Here is a 15,400-nt window from a genome sequence, read left to right as displayed (position 1 = left end):
ACGTTGAATGCGCCAATTGGAGTAATTGATTCAGGAGTCGGTGGACTTACCGTCGCAAAAGAAATTATGAAACTATTGCCGAATGAGCAGATTTACTATATCGGTGATAATGCTAGATGCCCTTATGGACCGCGCCCGCTTTCGGAAGTGCGGACCTATACATGGCAAATGGCCGATGCATTGATGAAGAAGAATATTAAAATGCTGGTCATCGCCTGCAATACCGCAACAGCCGCAGCACTATACTCCCTGCAGAGAAATCTGCCGATCCCAGTGATCGGGGTTATTTTTCCAGGGGCACGGGCTGCGATCAAATCTTCAGCGACGAAAAAAATCGCCGTATTGGGCACATTGGGAACAGTGGAGAGTGGAGCTTACGAAAAAGCCATCCTGTCATTGGTTTCTTCATCGCACGTCGTGCAGTTGGCATGCCCGCGCTTTGTCCCTTTGGTCGAGAGTGATGAATATGAAGGCGAGTTCGCTCACCGGATCGTTCAGGATACGCTTGCGACGATTGCCCATGAGGATTTCGATACGGCGATTCTGGGCTGTACACATTACCCATTGCTGCAGGGCTTCATCGAAGAAGTTTTAGGCGGCACAGTACATGTGCTGTCATCGGCAGAAGAAACGGCAAAGGATGTAGAGCGTTACTTGAGCTATAAAAAACAATTCGCAGAATGGAAGCAGCCGCCGGTGCATCATTTCTATACATCGGGGTCAACGCAGATTTTCGGCTCCATCATCCACAAATGGCTGGGGATCGATGAACCGATCATCCATTCGATTCGATTTCCAAAAACCTGATGGCTCACAGCCCTCAGGTTTTTGTCGTTATCGCTGAAATATGGTAAGCTATTTGAGCATATACAAGGAGGAAATTTTATGACACGCATAGATAATAGACAAACGAACGAACTGCGTCCCGTATCAGTGGACGTCGATTATTTAATTCACCCGGAAGGCTCGGTATTGATCACGGTAGGACAGACGAAAGTCATCTGTACGGCTACCATTGAAGATAAAGTTCCAGGATTCCTTAGAGGGCAGGGCAAAGGCTGGATCACCGCAGAATATTCCATGTTGCCGCGTGCCACCAACAGCCGGAACCGCCGCGAGGCATCTGCAGGTAAAATCGGAGGACGCACAATGGAGATCCAGCGTTTGATCGGCCGTGCATTGCGTGCTGTGGTTGACCTGGAGAAGCTCGGTGAGCGTACTTTATGGATCGACTGCGACGTTATCCAGGCGGACGGCGGAACACGTACAGCATCGATTACAGGTGCATTCATCGCCATGACGATGGCTATCGGCAAATTAGATCTTCCGGCATTCCCGGTAACGGATTTTCTTGCGGCGACAAGTGTCGGTGTATCTGCTGAGCACGGACCGATCCTGGACTTGAATTATGTCGAAGATTCAAGTGCGGAAGTGGATATGAACCTGGTCATGACCGGGGCAGGCCATTTTGTGGAACTGCAGGGAACAGGGGAAGAGTCGACTTTTACACGCGCTCAGCTTAATGAATTGCTGGACCTTGGGGAAGCAGGGATCAGCCAATTGATCGACATGCAGCGCGATGCTTTAGGCGATATTGCTGCGCGTGTTGGTGAAAAGGTGCCTGCACAACTATGAAAAGAATAGTAATCGCAACTCAAAACAAAGGTAAAGCCAAGGATTTCGAAACCCTGCTTTCACCTCTGGGCTATGAAGTGCTGACTCTTTTGGATGTGGCAGAGGACATGGACGTGGAAGAAACAGGTGTAACGTTTGAAGAAAACGCCATACTGAAAGCGGAAGCGGTCTCCAAAGCACTCGGCATTCCAGTCATCTCGGATGACAGCGGGTTGGAAATCGATGCCTTGAACGGCGAACCGGGTGTCTACTCAGCACGCTATGCAGGCGCCGCTAAGAGTGACGACGCCAATATCGATAAAGCACTTGAGAAATTGAGCGGGGTGCCTGACAGCGAACGTACAGCGCGTTTCCGCTGCGTGCTGGCAGTAGCAGCTCCGGGACAGAAAACCGAAACCTTTTCTGGTTCATGCGAAGGGACGATTCTTCATGAGCGCCGGGGCGACAATGGTTTTGGGTATGATCCGATTTTCTACGTGCCGGCTCTGGGCAAAGCAATGGCCGAACTCCAGCCCCACGAAAAAGCGGCAATCTCACACCGGGGGAATGCATTGCGCCAGTTGAAAGTAAGCATGCCTGACTGGCTGAACGAACAGAAATAAAGCACAAGAAATTAATTTTAATGTTTTTTTAAAATAGCATTGACTTTTCTTTAAATCATTTCTATAATTAAAATTGTCTTTCGTTAGAAAAGCAAAGCCGTCCGCAACAGCAGGCGCCACAGTCTGGACTACAAGAAAGCTTTGGTCTCAGTAGCTCAGCTGGATAGAGCAACGCCCTTCTAAGGCGTCGGTCGGGGGTTCGAATCCCTCCTGGGACATTATAGGAATGTACATAGTACAAAGAGAACCCTCTCCATCGTTCAGTGAACGGCGGGGAGGGTTCTTTTTTCTTTTTACGAATAGAAGTGGATATTCGGGAGCAACTTGCTTCTTCATCCAAATTGGTTGGGAAGAAGTAATTCCGCTTTAAATAAATGCAATTTACAGAAAATAAAGCAGAAAATTATAAATATGATACCATTATATCTATGTGTTTATAAAAGGCAAGGAGTTGCAGAATTACATGGAAACTAAAAGGCGTATCCGACCCGAACTGGAAGGCTTGCGTACAATCGCAGCGATATTAGTGGCAATTTATCATATATGGTTTAATCGGGTATCGGGCGGAGTGGATGTTTTCTTCGTGGTATCAGGCTTTTTAATCACTACATCGTTACTGTCGATGTATCGGAAAAACGGGAAGGTCTTGTACTTTTCCTATATTGTAAAGTTGTTGAAGCGGCTTTTGCCAACGGCTTGGCTGATCGGTATAACGGTTTTAATCGCCAGTCTATACATAATGCCGGCTTTCACAAAACAGCAAAACTTGAATGAGTTTTTAGCTTCTGTATTTTATTTTCAGAACTGGCGGCTTGCGGTCGATTCGGTCGATTATTTGGCACAGAACAATACGGCCTCACCGTATCAGCATTTTTGGGCATTGAGTATTCAATTCCAGTTTTATTTAGTTTGGCTGTTGGTCTTTTTTGTGGCCATCAACTTATTGCGGATTTTCTCAGGTACTCACATAAAACGTATGCTGATCCTGGTGATTTCGGTAATTGCGGTCGTATCCTTCGGCTATTCAGTTTATCTGACCACGGTCAATCAGCCATTCGCTTACTATCATACCTTTACACGGGTATGGGAATTCGGGATTGGCGGTATTTTGGCATTGACGATCCATAGGCTAGTGATTTCCCCACGGCTTGCCTGGATTTTCGGCTGGCTTGGGTTGATTGGACTGATCAGCTGTGCCATTATCCTTCAGGTATCCCAGCTGTTCCCGGGCTACGCGGCGCTATGGCCGGTATTATCCGCTGTCCTGATCATTGTGGCAGGGAATTACTCCACGAACTTCAGCGCTTTCAATTTGCTCAGCTGGAAGCCTTTAGTAAAATTCGGAAGCATCTCCTATGCGTTTTATCTATGGCATTGGCCGCTCCTAATTTTCTATTACGCTTTGTTTGAAGCAGAAACGGTTTCGCTAGCTCACGGCTTGCTGATCATGCTGGTCGCATCGATTTTTGCTTACCTGACAATTTACGGCTTCGAGTTGCCGATTCGAAAGATCCAGTTGTCCGTTTGGAAGACAGCCAGCATCATCGTCGTTTTTTCGGGCCTTATCTGGATTACAGCCACTATGTACGAAGAGCAGGCTTTGGCGCTGCCGGAAATCAATTCAGAGCTGTTGGGTGAAAGTGCTGACACGCATCCAGGGGCAGCCACTTATATGCAGGATGGCCACTTGACACCTCTTTCAGAATTTGATGAGCCGTACCTTCCGAGCTTAGAGGTAGCGGAAATAGACAGATCAGTGATTTATGAAGAACGCTGCATGGTGGGGAAAGTGACCACTAAGGCGAAGGTTTGTGAATACGGCAGCCTGACGGATTATGATTATACGGTGGCACTTGTCGGCGGATCCCATTCTGCCCACTGGCAGCCGATGCTTGATGAACTAGGGAAAACGCATAATTTGAAAATCGTCACTTACCTGAAGAGCAGCTGCCGCTTTACGGAGGAAGTGGATCCGGATTTCCCTGAATGTGAGGAATGGTTCGCAAACATGAAGGCCGAAATAGCGGAAAATAAACCCGATCTATTGTTTACTGTAGGGAATGTCGGAAGCCAACAGGAAGAATTTGATGAAGTATCTGATGGATTCATTGAAGCTTGGAAGTATTTTGAAGACCAGGACATTCCGTTATTTATTGTGCGGGATACGCCCTGGTATAAACAGCACGTTTTGACGTGCCTTAGTGAAAACGAAAACGAACCGGAAAATTGCAAAGCGAAACAAGAAGAGATCATGCGAGAGGTAAACCCGATATCCGAGGTGGACTATATGCCGGAAAACGCCACAACGATGGATGTGACGAAATATTTCTGTGATGGGGAATACTGTCATTATGTAGTCGGTAATGTCGTCACGCATTTTGACGCCAATCATATGACCGCTACATTTTCCCGGAGTTTTGCCCCCGTGTTCGAAAAGCCGATTCTCGAGGCTCTGGAAAAAATAGAATAGCTATTTAAGCTGAGCCGATAACCTGGAAGGGTTATTTGGCTCAGCCTTTTTTAATTAAATGTGAAGCCTATGCCAGAGGCAGTTTCAACAACTATAATTTTCATCTTACATAACCGATCAGATCCTTGTTTCAAAGAACGTTGAAACTAAACTCTGCTCAATACGTACTACACCTAAGGAGGCGTTTCTATGCCAATATGCAAAAGCTGCGGAAGACGGTGGACACATAAACAATCATTCAAGGCCTCGTGGAAAATTAGAGGGTCGATGCGCTGCCCCCATTGTGGAAGCGATCAATACGCTACTGCAAAATCAAGGCAGCGCCTGACTCTCTTGAACTGGATCATTTTATTGCCGTTGCCGTTCGCTGCAATCTTCGACCTTCCCATGGTTTACACAATCGGAATGATTCTTGTGCTGTTTGTTGCGGCAATGGCGCTCATCCCAAAATCCTTGGAGCTGAGCAACGAACATAAACCCATGTGGTGAGCGGAAACATTATTCCAGCAATAAGGTTTTTATTTTAGGTCAAAAGGGAATATGTTATGATTATGAGATACAAAAGAGGTGGTAGGATGCGAAAGAAATACAGGGATTTGAAACGCAAGGGGAATGTGATTGTCTTTCCGACGACGGTGAATCGGTTGCTGGCTGAAGGAATGACTTTTCTGAAAGAAGAAAAGTACGAGGACGCGCGGGATAGCCTGTATCAGGTGCTGTCGTATGAACCTGAGCACGCAGCTGCTTTAGGCGGCTACACTTATTGTCTGTATGAACTTGGGGAATTTGAAGAAGCCCTGGAAGTATGCAGGGAGTTATTGAAGGTCGGTCCGATCCATTACCTGGAGACGATGGAGCTATACATAAGTATTTTAATGCAAGTCCGCGAATTTGAAGAAGCGGAAAAGATGATCGAGGTATTAATAGAAGAAAAAGTATTGCCGGAAGAGCGGCTTGAGCAGTTCCAGCAATTGCGTGACTTGAACGAGCGCATCGCAGCGAATGCATCATCCGAGAAGGTGGATGCATCCCTTTATGCCATTGATACGTTTCTGGCGCTGCACCCGGCTGAACAGGAGCAGTTGATCCTGGATCTGCCAACGACTTCCTATCAAGCTTTAAAGAAGAGGCTTCTGGCGATCATCGAGCATCCGGAAGCCGATTTGTTGACGAAGACATACATATTATTCATGCTGTTTCAGGAAAAGATTGAAGCGGAAGTTAAGGTTCAGAAATTCCATTACACCGGCACGTTCAACATCAGTAAACTGCCGGATCCTGTCAATAACGTCCGCATCCGAAAAATAACGGCTATTATTGAAGATGCATTGGCGAAAGATCCGACGCGCCTGGAACTGGTGAAGGAATTATTCGAACGCCATATTTACTTGCTCTATCCGTTCATTTGGGATGATTACAGTGAAGCGGAAGTGGCACAGGGCTACATGGATTACACGGAAGGCCTGTTCAGTGGATTGACTTCATTTCATGAAGAAGAAAAGCTGCTGGAGTTGATCCAGCAGGCTGAACTATGGTTTGAAATGCGCAATGGGTAGAAATAGTTGAACCTGTGGACATGTGTGCTATAATATTGAAGTTGTCAAAATTCGTATAAAACGTAAAATGACTTTGTAGAAAATGTTTGGAGGGCTTATAATATGTCAGCAAAATGGGAAAAACAAGAAGGTAACACAGGGATTCTTACAATCGAAGTTCCTGCAGAAGAAGTAAACGCCGGTCTTGATAAAGCGTTTAAGAAAGTCGTTAAAGAAATCAACGTACCAGGATTCCGTAAAGGGAAAATGCCTCGTCAAATGTTCGAAAAACGTTTTGGCGTTGAATCACTTTACCAGGACGCTTTAGACTTCATCCTGCCTGACGCTTATGCGAATGCAGTTGAAGAAGCAGGGATCAACCCAGTTGACCGCCCTGAAATCGACATCGAAACAATCGAAAAAAATCAGCCGCTTGTATTTACAGCGAAAGTGATCGTAAAACCTGAAGTTGAGCTTGGCGAATACAAAGGTCTTGAAGCATCAAAACCTGATACTGAGGTATCTGATGAAGATATCGAAAACCAGTTGAAAGAGCAGCAGGAACGTTTGGCTGAGTTGACTGTAAAAGAAGACGAAGCAATCGTTGAAGGCGATACAGCTGTTATCGATTTCGAAGGATTTGTAGATGGAGAAGCATTTGAAGGCGGACAAGGCAGTGACTACTCTCTTGAAATCGGTTCAAACTCATTCATCCCAGGATTCGAAGAACAATTGGTCGGCGTGAAATCTGGAGAAGAAAAAGACGTAGAAGTGACTTTCCCGGAAGAATACCACGCTGCTGAACTTGCAGGTAAAGCTGCAACGTTCAAAGTGAAAGTAAACGAAGTTAAAGGCAAGGAACTTCCAGAGTTGAACGACGAGTTGGCTAAAGAAATCGACCCTGAAGTTGAAAGCCTGGAAGCACTTCGCACGAAGATGAAAGATAGCCTGATTGCTGAGAAGAAATCTGCTGCTGACGCAACACTTCGCGACGAATTAGTACAAAAAGCTGCTGAAAACGCAACAATCGACATTCCTCATGCAATGATCCATTCAGAAATGGACCGTATGATGAGCGATTTCGAACAGCGTTTGACTCAACAAGGGATGAACCTTGAATTGTACTTCCAGTTCTCTGGACAAGACGAAGCTGCACTTCGTGAGCAAATGCACGGTGATGCTGAAACACGCGTACGCGTTTCATTGACACTTGAAGCAATTGCTGAAGCTGAAAACATGCAAGTCACTTCAGAAGACATCGACAAAGAGCTTGAAAAAATGGCTGGTCAATTCAACATGGACATTGAACAGATCAAAACAGCTTTAGGTGGAACTGAAATGCTTGAAAATGATATCCGCATGCAGAACACAGTCGAATTCCTAGTGGAAAACGCTAAAATCTCTGAATAACACATAAGCAATATCATAACAAATAAGAAAACAAGGTGCGGAAACGCACCTTGTTTTCCACTACATAGAACATAGATTTTGGACCTACATTGCCGAAGAATTGACGGTGAATCTAATTAGTTGCTACAATTACGATAATCTTGTAAGATAATGGCTTGAATAGGGGTGAATACATTGTTCAAATTCAATGACGAGAAAGAGCATTTAAAATGTTCGTTTTGTGGCAAACCACAAGAGCAGGTTCGTAAACTGGTCGCAGGACCGGGTGTTTATATTTGTGACGAATGTATTGAGCTTTGTACGGAAATCGTAGAAGAAGAGCTTGGTACGGACGAAGAAGTAGAATTTAAAGAAGTGCCTAAGCCAAAAGAAATTCTGGACATTCTGAACGGTTATGTAATCGGTCAGGAAAAAGCCAAAAAATCATTGGCTGTAGCAGTTTATAACCACTACAAACGCGTCAACTCAAACAGCAAGATCGATGATGTTGAGTTGTCGAAATCCAATATCGTCCTAATCGGACCAACAGGAAGCGGTAAAACGTTACTTGCTCAAACTTTGGCCCGTATTCTGAACGTACCGTTTGCCATTGCAGACGCAACTTCATTGACGGAGGCCGGCTATGTCGGTGAAGACGTGGAGAACATCCTATTGAAGCTGATCCAAGCTGCAGATTATGATGTGGAGCGCGCAGAAAAAGGAATTATCTATATTGATGAAATCGATAAAGTGGCTCGTAAATCCGAGAATCCATCGATTACACGTGATGTTTCCGGTGAAGGCGTACAGCAGGCCCTTCTGAAGATTTTGGAAGGCACTACTGCAAGCGTACCACCTCAGGGCGGACGCAAGCATCCTCATCAGGAATTCATCCAAATCGATACGACGAACGTTTTGTTCATCGTAGGTGGAGCTTTCGATGGAGTGGACCAAATCATTAAGCGCCGTCTCGGCAATAAAATCATCGGTTTTGGTGCAGATCCGAACAAAGAAGAATTGGACGACAAATCATTGCTTAGCCAATTGATTCCGGAAGATCTTCTGAAATTCGGTTTGATTCCAGAGTTCATCGGCCGTTTGCCTGTATTGGCAAGCCTTGAGCAATTGGATGAAAAGGCATTAGTCGAAATTTTGACTGAACCTAAAAATGCATTGATCAAGCAATACCAGAAGATGATGGAGCTTGATGGCGTCAAATTGACTTTCGAACCTGAGGCATTGGTTGAGATTGCAAAACTGGCAATCGAACGCAAAACTGGTGCCCGCGGGCTGCGGTCAATCATCGAGAACACGATGCTAGAAGTCATGTTTGACTTGCCGTCACGTGAAGATATTGTTGAATGTGTCATTACAAAAGAAACCGTTGCGGATAGCGTGCAGCCGAAATTGATCTTAGAAGATGGCTCAGAATACGTTAAAGGCAATAATGAGAAAACATCCGCGTAAATGAGTGGAACTTCACCCAGTGGAAAAAATCTCACTGAGTGGCAGTTGAACCAATCAAAAGGATGATACGGGCTGACTCTGATCGTGCGCATCCGCGCGTTCTGGAGTTGGTCCGTTTTTATTAGAAAAGCGGAAGCGGCCGTTTAGCTCCGACAAGCGCTGGAAGCCTTGCCGGTAATGGCGTTTTTCAGCCATTGCTGGAAAGGCTGAAGCGACTCGAGGAGCTGGCCGCTGCAGCTGGACAAAAAGAAAAGCGGAAGCGGCCGTTTAGCTCCGACAGGTGTAAGACGATCTGGCGAAGCGGCGTGTTTTCAGCCGCATAGCCGGAGTGGCTTACATCCCGAGGAGCTGGCCGCTGCAGCTGGACAAAAAGAAAAGCGAAAGCGCCTGTTTAGAACCGACGGGCTTAAGGCAGTTTGCCGAAGTGGCATGTTTTCAGCCGCACAGGCAAGCGGACTTAAGACCCCGAGGTTCTAGGCGCTGCAGCTGGACAAAGAAAAGCGGAAGCACCTGTCAAGGCTCGACAATTCAAGTGCGGAAGCGAAAAAAGCAGTGCTTAAGGTTATATACATAGCTGGGCGCTGCAGATTCATGTTGAAAATATTCCCGGAGGTGACTTCCATATGGCTAAGAAAAAAGTAACTAAAAATGTACCTTTATTACCGTTGAGAGGGCTTCTTGTATTTCCGACGATGGTGTTGCATATAGATGTCGGCCGTGAACGGTCCATCGCAGCGCTGGAACAGGCGTTGCTGGAAGACAATATTATCTTTTTGGCAACTCAAAAAGACATGAGCACAGAACAGCCGGAAAAAGGAGATCTCCATAAAATCGGTACCTTGGCCTACGTCAAACAGATGCTGAAATTGCCGAACGGCACAATCCGTGTACTGGTTGAAGGTTTGGAACGCGGACAAATGAACAATTATGAGGAAGCCGAAAACTTTACCGTTGTTGAAGTGACTTCATTCCCGGATGAAACAGAAAGAGACGCAGAACAGGATGCCCTGATGCGTCTATTGCTGGAGCATTTTGAGAATTATGGCAAGAGTTCGAAAAAAGTCAGCACGGAAACCTATAATACGGTGGCGGATATTGAAGAACCGGGCCGCTTGGCGGATATGGTCGCTTCCCATCTTTCCATGAAAGTGGCTGCCAAACAGGAAGTATTGGAAACTTTTGATATCAGCAAACGCTTAGAATTGCTGATTACGCGCCTACACAGTGAACAGGAAGTAGTGGATCTGGAAAAACGGATCAACCAGCGTGTCAAAAAAGCAATGGAACAAACTCAAAAAGAATTTTATTTGCGCGAGCAGATGAAGGCGATTCAAACTGAACTTGGCGACAAAGACGGCAAATCAGCTGAAGTAGTCGATCTGAAAAAACGGATTGAAGATGCGAAAATGCCGGAGTCCACCCAAAAAGTGGCGTTCAAGGAATTGGAGCGTTACGAAAAATTGCCTTCGGCAGCTGCGGAAAGCGGCATTATCCGTAACTACATCGAGTGGCTAGTGACGATTCCGTGGTCAGAAGCGACAGAAGACCGCCTTGATATCAAATACGCTGAAGAAGTGTTGGACCGGGACCATGATGGACTGGAAAGCGTCAAAGAACGCGTGTTGGAATATCTGGCTGTTCAGCAGATGACCAACTCCCTGCGTGGACCGATTCTTTGCCTTGTCGGACCTCCTGGTGTGGGTAAAACCTCTCTGGCGAAATCGATTGCTGAATCATTGGACCGCAATTTCGTCCGTGTTTCACTCGGCGGCGTCCGTGATGAATCGGAAATCCGCGGCCATCGCCGGACGTATGTCGGTGCGATGCCGGGCCGGATCATTCAAGGGATGAAAAAAGCGGGTACTGTGAATCCAGTTTTCCTGCTGGATGAAATCGACAAGATGTCGAATGATTTCCGCGGCGATCCATCTTCTGCGATGCTGGAAGTGTTGGACCCGGAACAGAATAATTCGTTCAGTGACCATTACATTGAAGAAACCTACGATCTCTCCAATGTGCTTTTCATCGCGACTGCCAATGATCTTGGGTCCATTCCAGGACCATTGCGCGACCGCATGGAAGTCATTTCGATTGCCGGCTATACCGAAGTCGAAAAACAGATGATCGCAAAAAATCATTTAGCACCGAAACAATTGAAAGAACATGGATTAACGGACGAGCAGCTGCAGTTCAACGACGAAGCTTTGCTTAATATCGTCCGTTACTACACGCGTGAAGCCGGTGTCCGTGGCCTTGAACGCCAAATCGCTTCCATCTGCCGCAAAGTGACCAAGCAGATCATCTCGAAAGAGAAAGAGCAGGTTCATGTCGGTGCAGCGGAAGTGGAAGAATATCTTGGCAAACGCAAATTCCGTTACGGCATGGCTGAAACGGAAAACCAGATCGGCGTCGCAACAGGACTCGCCTATACAACGGTCGGGGGAGATACGCTTCAAATCGAAGTGTCTTTATCAGCTGGTAAAGGCAAACTGCAATTGACCGGTAAATTGGGCGATGTCATGAAGGAATCTGCGCAGACGGCTTTATCGTTTGTCCGCGCCCGTGCCGAATCTCTTGGAATCGATCCGAATTTCCATGAGTCGCACGATATTCACATCCATGTCCCTGAAGGCGCAGTTCCAAAAGACGGCCCTTCAGCGGGGATCACCATTGCTACAGCGCTGGTATCTGCCTTGACGAAACGCCCGATCCGCCGCGAAGTCGGCATGACCGGTGAAATTACGCTGCGCGGACGCGTTCTGCCAATCGGGGGAATTAAAGAAAAAACCTTGAGTGCCCACCGTGCAGGCCTCAAGACCATCATCCTGCCGCTTGATAACGAGCGTGACCTGGAAGATATCCCAGAAACAATCCGCGAAGAGTTGACCTTTAAACTGGTCTCTCAAGCAGATGAGGCATTGGAAATTGCCTTAGAAGGAGAAATTGAATGAAGGTTAACAATGTAGAACTAGTAATCAGTGCCGTCCGTCCGGATCAATATCCGGAAGACGGCCTGCCGGAATTCGCTTTAGCCGGACGCTCGAACGTCGGTAAATCGTCTTTCATCAACAAAATGATCGGCCGTAAAAGCATGGCCCGCATTTCATCCAAACCCGGCAAGACACAGACCTTGAACTTCTATAAAATCGAAGAAAAGCTGTTCTATGTCGATGTTCCAGGATACGGCTATGCCAAAGTATCTAAAAGTGAACGTGAAGCATGGGGCAAGATGATCGAACGCTACATTACAGACCGCGAACCCTTGCGTGCTGTCATCCAAATCGTCGACTTGCGTCACCCGCCAAGCAGAGACGATATCGCCATGTATGATTTCATGAAGCATTTTGAAATCCCGTGCATCATCATCGCCACCAAAGCGGATAAAATTCCTAAAGGCAAGTGGGACAAGCACAAGAGAATTGTCCGTACTGCGCTTGATATGGACAAATCCGATCCATTGATCATCTTCTCATCCGAAACCGGACTGGGCAAAGACGAAGCATGGAAAGAAATCGAAAGCAGAATGTAACGAAACAAAGCGCAGCCTCCGGGCTGCGCTTTTTTGTAAGATATATTAATTTGATATGATATACTCCGCAAACTAACTTTTGAAAACCATATTTGTTCATCAATGCATTAGCTTCGTGAAGTGGCTGTTGGAGATTGCCATGCTGCTTTTGCGGGAGTCTCCGCTGATTTGCTCCAGATGCTTAGCGTACCAACGAGAAAGAGATTGGCTAATGATAGAAAAGCGTCCGCCTGGAGCGAATTTTTACCGCTAAACAAAAGAATTCCCCATCATTAATCCTCTGAGTTAACAGGTAATTCCGACTAAGAGCGTTATACTTGTAGACAACAAAAGCCTTTGCTACTATTAGTTTATAATAATTATAAATAAGATCTATATTCATGCCTTGTTCACAATTTCAAAAGCATAATAAACAAAATAAGTGGTATACTAAATTTATAGGAAATATTGAACGTGAAAGGTGTTTTGTACCCATGCATACATTAGTAGTCGGGGTGAATTATCGCTCTGCACCCGTGGAGATCCGCGAAAAGCTTTCATTCATAGAACATGAGCTGCCACAGGCGATGCAGGCGTTAAAAGAACAAAAAAGCATATTGGAGAACGTGATCGTTTCCACCTGTAACCGGACGGAAATCTATGCGGTCGTGGACCAGCTTCACACAGGAAAGTATTATGTGAAGCAATTTCTTGCTGATTATTTTGGCCTGCCCCAAGAAGCCATTTCTCAGTATTTATTTGTCTATGAACAGGACGAAGCGGTTGAACATTTGTTCCGTGTAACGGCTGGCATCGACTCAATGGTATTGGGCGAAACGCAGATTCTTGGGCAAGTGAAAAGCAGTTTCCTTGCTGGCCAGGAATATGGCACGACAGGAACCGTGTTTAACCAACTGTTCAAACAGGCCGTAACGTTGGCGAAAAAAGCGCATTCTGAGACAGCCATTGGCGAAAATGCAGTTTCTGTATCTTACGCGGCGGTTGAACTCGGCAAGAAGATTTTTGGCACGCTTAAAAACAAACATGTTGTTATTTTAGGCGCCGGAAAAATGGGCGAATTGGCCATCAAGAACCTTCAGGGAAGCGGGGCTGACCGCGTAACGGTCATCAACCGGACATTCGAGAAGGCAGAATTGCTTGCCGGCAAATTCGGCGGCAAAGCGAAGCCCTTGAACCAATTGCAATGTGCCTTGCTTGAAGCGGATATCCTGATTTCCTCAACGGGATCAGCAGACTTTGTCATCGACCTTGAGTTGATGCAGTTTGTAGAGAAGCTTCGCAAAGGCAAACCGTTATTCATGGTGGATATCGCAGTTCCACGTGATATGGATCCCCGCATCGGCGAATTGCCGAATGTGTTCCTGTATGATATCGATGACATGCAGGGGATTGTGGAAGCGAATCTGGCAGAGCGTGAACGCGCAGCTGGCCAAATAATGACCATGATCGATCAGGAAGCTCTTCAGTTCAATGACTGGCTGACAACGCTTGGCGTCGTACCGGTAATTTCTGCGCTTCGTCAAAAAGCACTTGGCATACAGGCTGAGACAATGGCGAGCATTGAAAACAAAATGCCGGATTTGACTGACCGTGAAAAGAAAATTCTCAACAAACATACCAAATCGATCATCAATCAGTTGTTGAAAGATCCGATTCTGCAGGCGAAGGAAATGGGTGGAGCGCCTAAATCACGTGAGCAATTGGAATTATTCATGCAAATTTTCGGTATTGAAGATGAAGTTGAGCAAGAGATAGAAAAACAATCGAAAGCACCACAAAAGAAAACGGATAAAGCCGTTCTTCAAACCCAGCAATCAACAACTGAAACTCCCAAATATTCATTTTAAGCTTTCTAAAAGAGGCGTTTTCGGATCTATATGTTAAAATGTAGAGACGGAACGCCTTTAACTATGGAAACGAAGGGGAATGGGATGGCTGATATAACAATGGCAAGGCTGCACGAAGCTATGGTTATACTATATGCTGTCAGCCTTGTTTTTTATTTTATAGACTACTTATATAAAGAGAAGAGAGCCAGCCGGATCGCCATGAGCTTGCTCGGCATTGTCTGGGTACTGCAAACGATCTTCCTGGGCTTGTATATCTTCGAGACCCAGCGATTCCCGATATTGACTTTGTTTGAAGGTATTTACTTTTATGCCTGGCTCTTAGTGACGCTGTCGCTCGTTCTGAGGATTTTCTACCGCTTTGATTTTGCTGTATTTTTCATCAATATCATCGGGTTCATCTTCATGACGATCCATACGTTCGCACCGGTCCAGATTGAACGGTCGCCTGTAGGGGAAGCATTGGTATCGGAATTATTGTTCATCCACATCAGCTTCGCGATTCTTTCCTATGTGGCTTTCTCCCTGTCGTTCGTTTTTTCGGCGCTTCACATGATTCTCTATAGAATGCTGAAGCAGAAAAAATGGACCAAGCAATGGGCAAATTTGCCATCACTTGGCCAAACGCAGCAATTCATGACGATTTCAATCCTCGTCGGAATTTCGCTGCTGTTCGTGTCGTTGGTGCTGGGGCTGCAATGGGCATTTATTTCGCTTGCTACGTTCTCCATATTCGACATGAAGATCGTTGGATCATTCATCTTGCTGGTGGTCTACAGCTTCGTGCTGTGGTGGCACCGCAAAGGTTCATTGAATGGGATGAATTACGCTCTGGCCCATACGTATGCATTTTTACTGCTGCTGATCAATTTCTTTTTAGGCAGCCGATTATCTGAATTTCATTTTTGGTATTAAAGAAGGGTAGG

At 46.0% G+C, this 15,400-nt stretch carries 12 protein-coding genes and 1 tRNA gene; all 13 read left to right on the top strand.

The window, feature by feature from the left end:
* The first annotated feature begins 3 nt into the window (after positions 1 to 3).
* On the top strand, positions 4 to 807 hold the full coding sequence (racE, locus tag Q0785_RS13190; RefSeq protein WP_298830555.1) for a glutamate racemase: 804 nt from the start codon (positions 4 to 6) through the stop codon (positions 805 to 807).
* A gap of 78 nt (positions 808 to 885) precedes the next feature.
* On the top strand, positions 886 to 1,635 hold the full coding sequence (gene rph, locus Q0785_RS13185; protein ID WP_298830461.1) for a ribonuclease PH: 750 nt from the start codon (positions 886 to 888) through the stop codon (positions 1,633 to 1,635).
* Positions 1,632 to 2,237 (top strand): XTP/dITP diphosphatase, encoded by a 606-nt coding sequence (locus Q0785_RS13180; protein WP_298830459.1) that lies wholly within the window; start codon positions 1,632 to 1,634, stop codon positions 2,235 to 2,237. Before rph ends, Q0785_RS13180 begins: the two co-directional genes overlap by 4 nt.
* A 144-nt stretch (positions 2,238 to 2,381) precedes the next feature.
* Positions 2,382 to 2,455, top strand: a tRNA-Arg gene (locus Q0785_RS13175).
* Positions 2,456 to 2,700: 245 nt separating this feature from the next.
* Complete coding sequence (locus Q0785_RS13170) at positions 2,701 to 4,707, top strand: acyltransferase family protein (RefSeq protein WP_298830457.1); 2,007 nt, start codon at positions 2,701 to 2,703, stop codon at positions 4,705 to 4,707.
* A gap of 189 nt (positions 4,708 to 4,896) precedes the next feature.
* Positions 4,897 to 5,196 (top strand): TIGR04104 family putative zinc finger protein, encoded by a 300-nt coding sequence (locus Q0785_RS13165; protein ID WP_298830455.1) that lies wholly within the window; start codon positions 4,897 to 4,899, stop codon positions 5,194 to 5,196.
* 86 nt (positions 5,197 to 5,282) lie between these two features.
* Positions 5,283 to 6,263 carry a tetratricopeptide repeat protein gene (locus Q0785_RS13160; protein ID WP_298830453.1) on the top strand — a complete coding sequence of 327 codons (981 nt, stop codon included), beginning with the start codon at positions 5,283 to 5,285 and terminating at the stop codon, positions 6,261 to 6,263.
* 102 nt (positions 6,264 to 6,365) lie between these two features.
* Positions 6,366 to 7,652 (top strand): trigger factor, encoded by a 1,287-nt coding sequence (gene tig, locus Q0785_RS13155; protein WP_298830451.1) that lies wholly within the window; start codon positions 6,366 to 6,368, stop codon positions 7,650 to 7,652.
* A gap of 174 nt (positions 7,653 to 7,826) precedes the next feature.
* Positions 7,827 to 9,098, top strand: a complete 1,272-nt coding sequence (clpX, locus tag Q0785_RS13150) for an ATP-dependent protease ATP-binding subunit ClpX (RefSeq protein ID WP_223638300.1) — start codon at positions 7,827 to 7,829, stop codon at positions 9,096 to 9,098.
* A gap of 623 nt (positions 9,099 to 9,721) precedes the next feature.
* On the top strand, positions 9,722 to 12,049 hold the full coding sequence (gene lon / locus Q0785_RS13145; protein ID WP_223638297.1) for an endopeptidase La: 2,328 nt from the start codon (positions 9,722 to 9,724) through the stop codon (positions 12,047 to 12,049).
* Positions 12,046 to 12,627, top strand: a complete 582-nt coding sequence (gene yihA / locus Q0785_RS13140) for a ribosome biogenesis GTP-binding protein YihA/YsxC (protein WP_298830448.1) — start codon at positions 12,046 to 12,048, stop codon at positions 12,625 to 12,627. The genes lon and yihA overlap by 4 nt, the downstream gene beginning before the upstream one ends.
* A gap of 473 nt (positions 12,628 to 13,100) precedes the next feature.
* Positions 13,101 to 14,474, top strand: coding sequence for a glutamyl-tRNA reductase (hemA, locus tag Q0785_RS13135; protein WP_223638292.1), 1,374 nt, complete (start codon positions 13,101 to 13,103; stop codon positions 14,472 to 14,474).
* 84 nt (positions 14,475 to 14,558) lie between these two features.
* Positions 14,559 to 15,389, top strand: coding sequence for a cytochrome c biogenesis protein CcsA (gene ccsA, locus Q0785_RS13130; RefSeq protein WP_223638290.1), 831 nt, complete (start codon positions 14,559 to 14,561; stop codon positions 15,387 to 15,389).
* The last annotated feature ends 11 nt before the right edge of the window (positions 15,390 to 15,400 follow it).

This window comes from uncultured Planococcus sp. (assembly GCF_947501725.1).
Taxonomy (GTDB): Bacteria; Bacillota; Bacilli; order Bacillales_A; family Planococcaceae; genus Planococcus; species Planococcus donghaensis_C.
This window is presented reverse-complemented; position numbering and strand designations above follow the sequence as displayed.

What these genes read in the sequence shown, in the direction of transcription:
- rph (WP_298830461.1), top strand. Translation starts at nt 886, where the DNA reads ATGACACGCATAGATAATAGACAAACGAACGAACTGCGTCCCGTATCA.
- Q0785_RS13180 (WP_298830459.1), top strand. Translation starts at nt 1,632, where the DNA reads ATGAAAAGAATAGTAATCGCAACTCAAAACAAAGGTAAAGCCAAGGAT.
- Q0785_RS13170 (WP_298830457.1), top strand. Translation starts at nt 2,701, where the DNA reads ATGGAAACTAAAAGGCGTATCCGACCCGAACTGGAAGGCTTGCGTACA.
- Q0785_RS13165 (WP_298830455.1), top strand. Translation starts at nt 4,897, where the DNA reads ATGCCAATATGCAAAAGCTGCGGAAGACGGTGGACACATAAACAATCA.
- Q0785_RS13160 (WP_298830453.1), top strand. Translation starts at nt 5,283, where the DNA reads ATGCGAAAGAAATACAGGGATTTGAAACGCAAGGGGAATGTGATTGTC.
- tig (WP_298830451.1), top strand. Translation starts at nt 6,366, where the DNA reads ATGTCAGCAAAATGGGAAAAACAAGAAGGTAACACAGGGATTCTTACA.
- lon (WP_223638297.1), top strand. Translation starts at nt 9,722, where the DNA reads ATGGCTAAGAAAAAAGTAACTAAAAATGTACCTTTATTACCGTTGAGA.
- yihA (WP_298830448.1), top strand. Translation starts at nt 12,046, where the DNA reads ATGAAGGTTAACAATGTAGAACTAGTAATCAGTGCCGTCCGTCCGGAT.
- hemA (WP_223638292.1), top strand. Translation starts at nt 13,101, where the DNA reads ATGCATACATTAGTAGTCGGGGTGAATTATCGCTCTGCACCCGTGGAG.
- ccsA (WP_223638290.1), top strand. Translation starts at nt 14,559, where the DNA reads ATGGCTGATATAACAATGGCAAGGCTGCACGAAGCTATGGTTATACTA.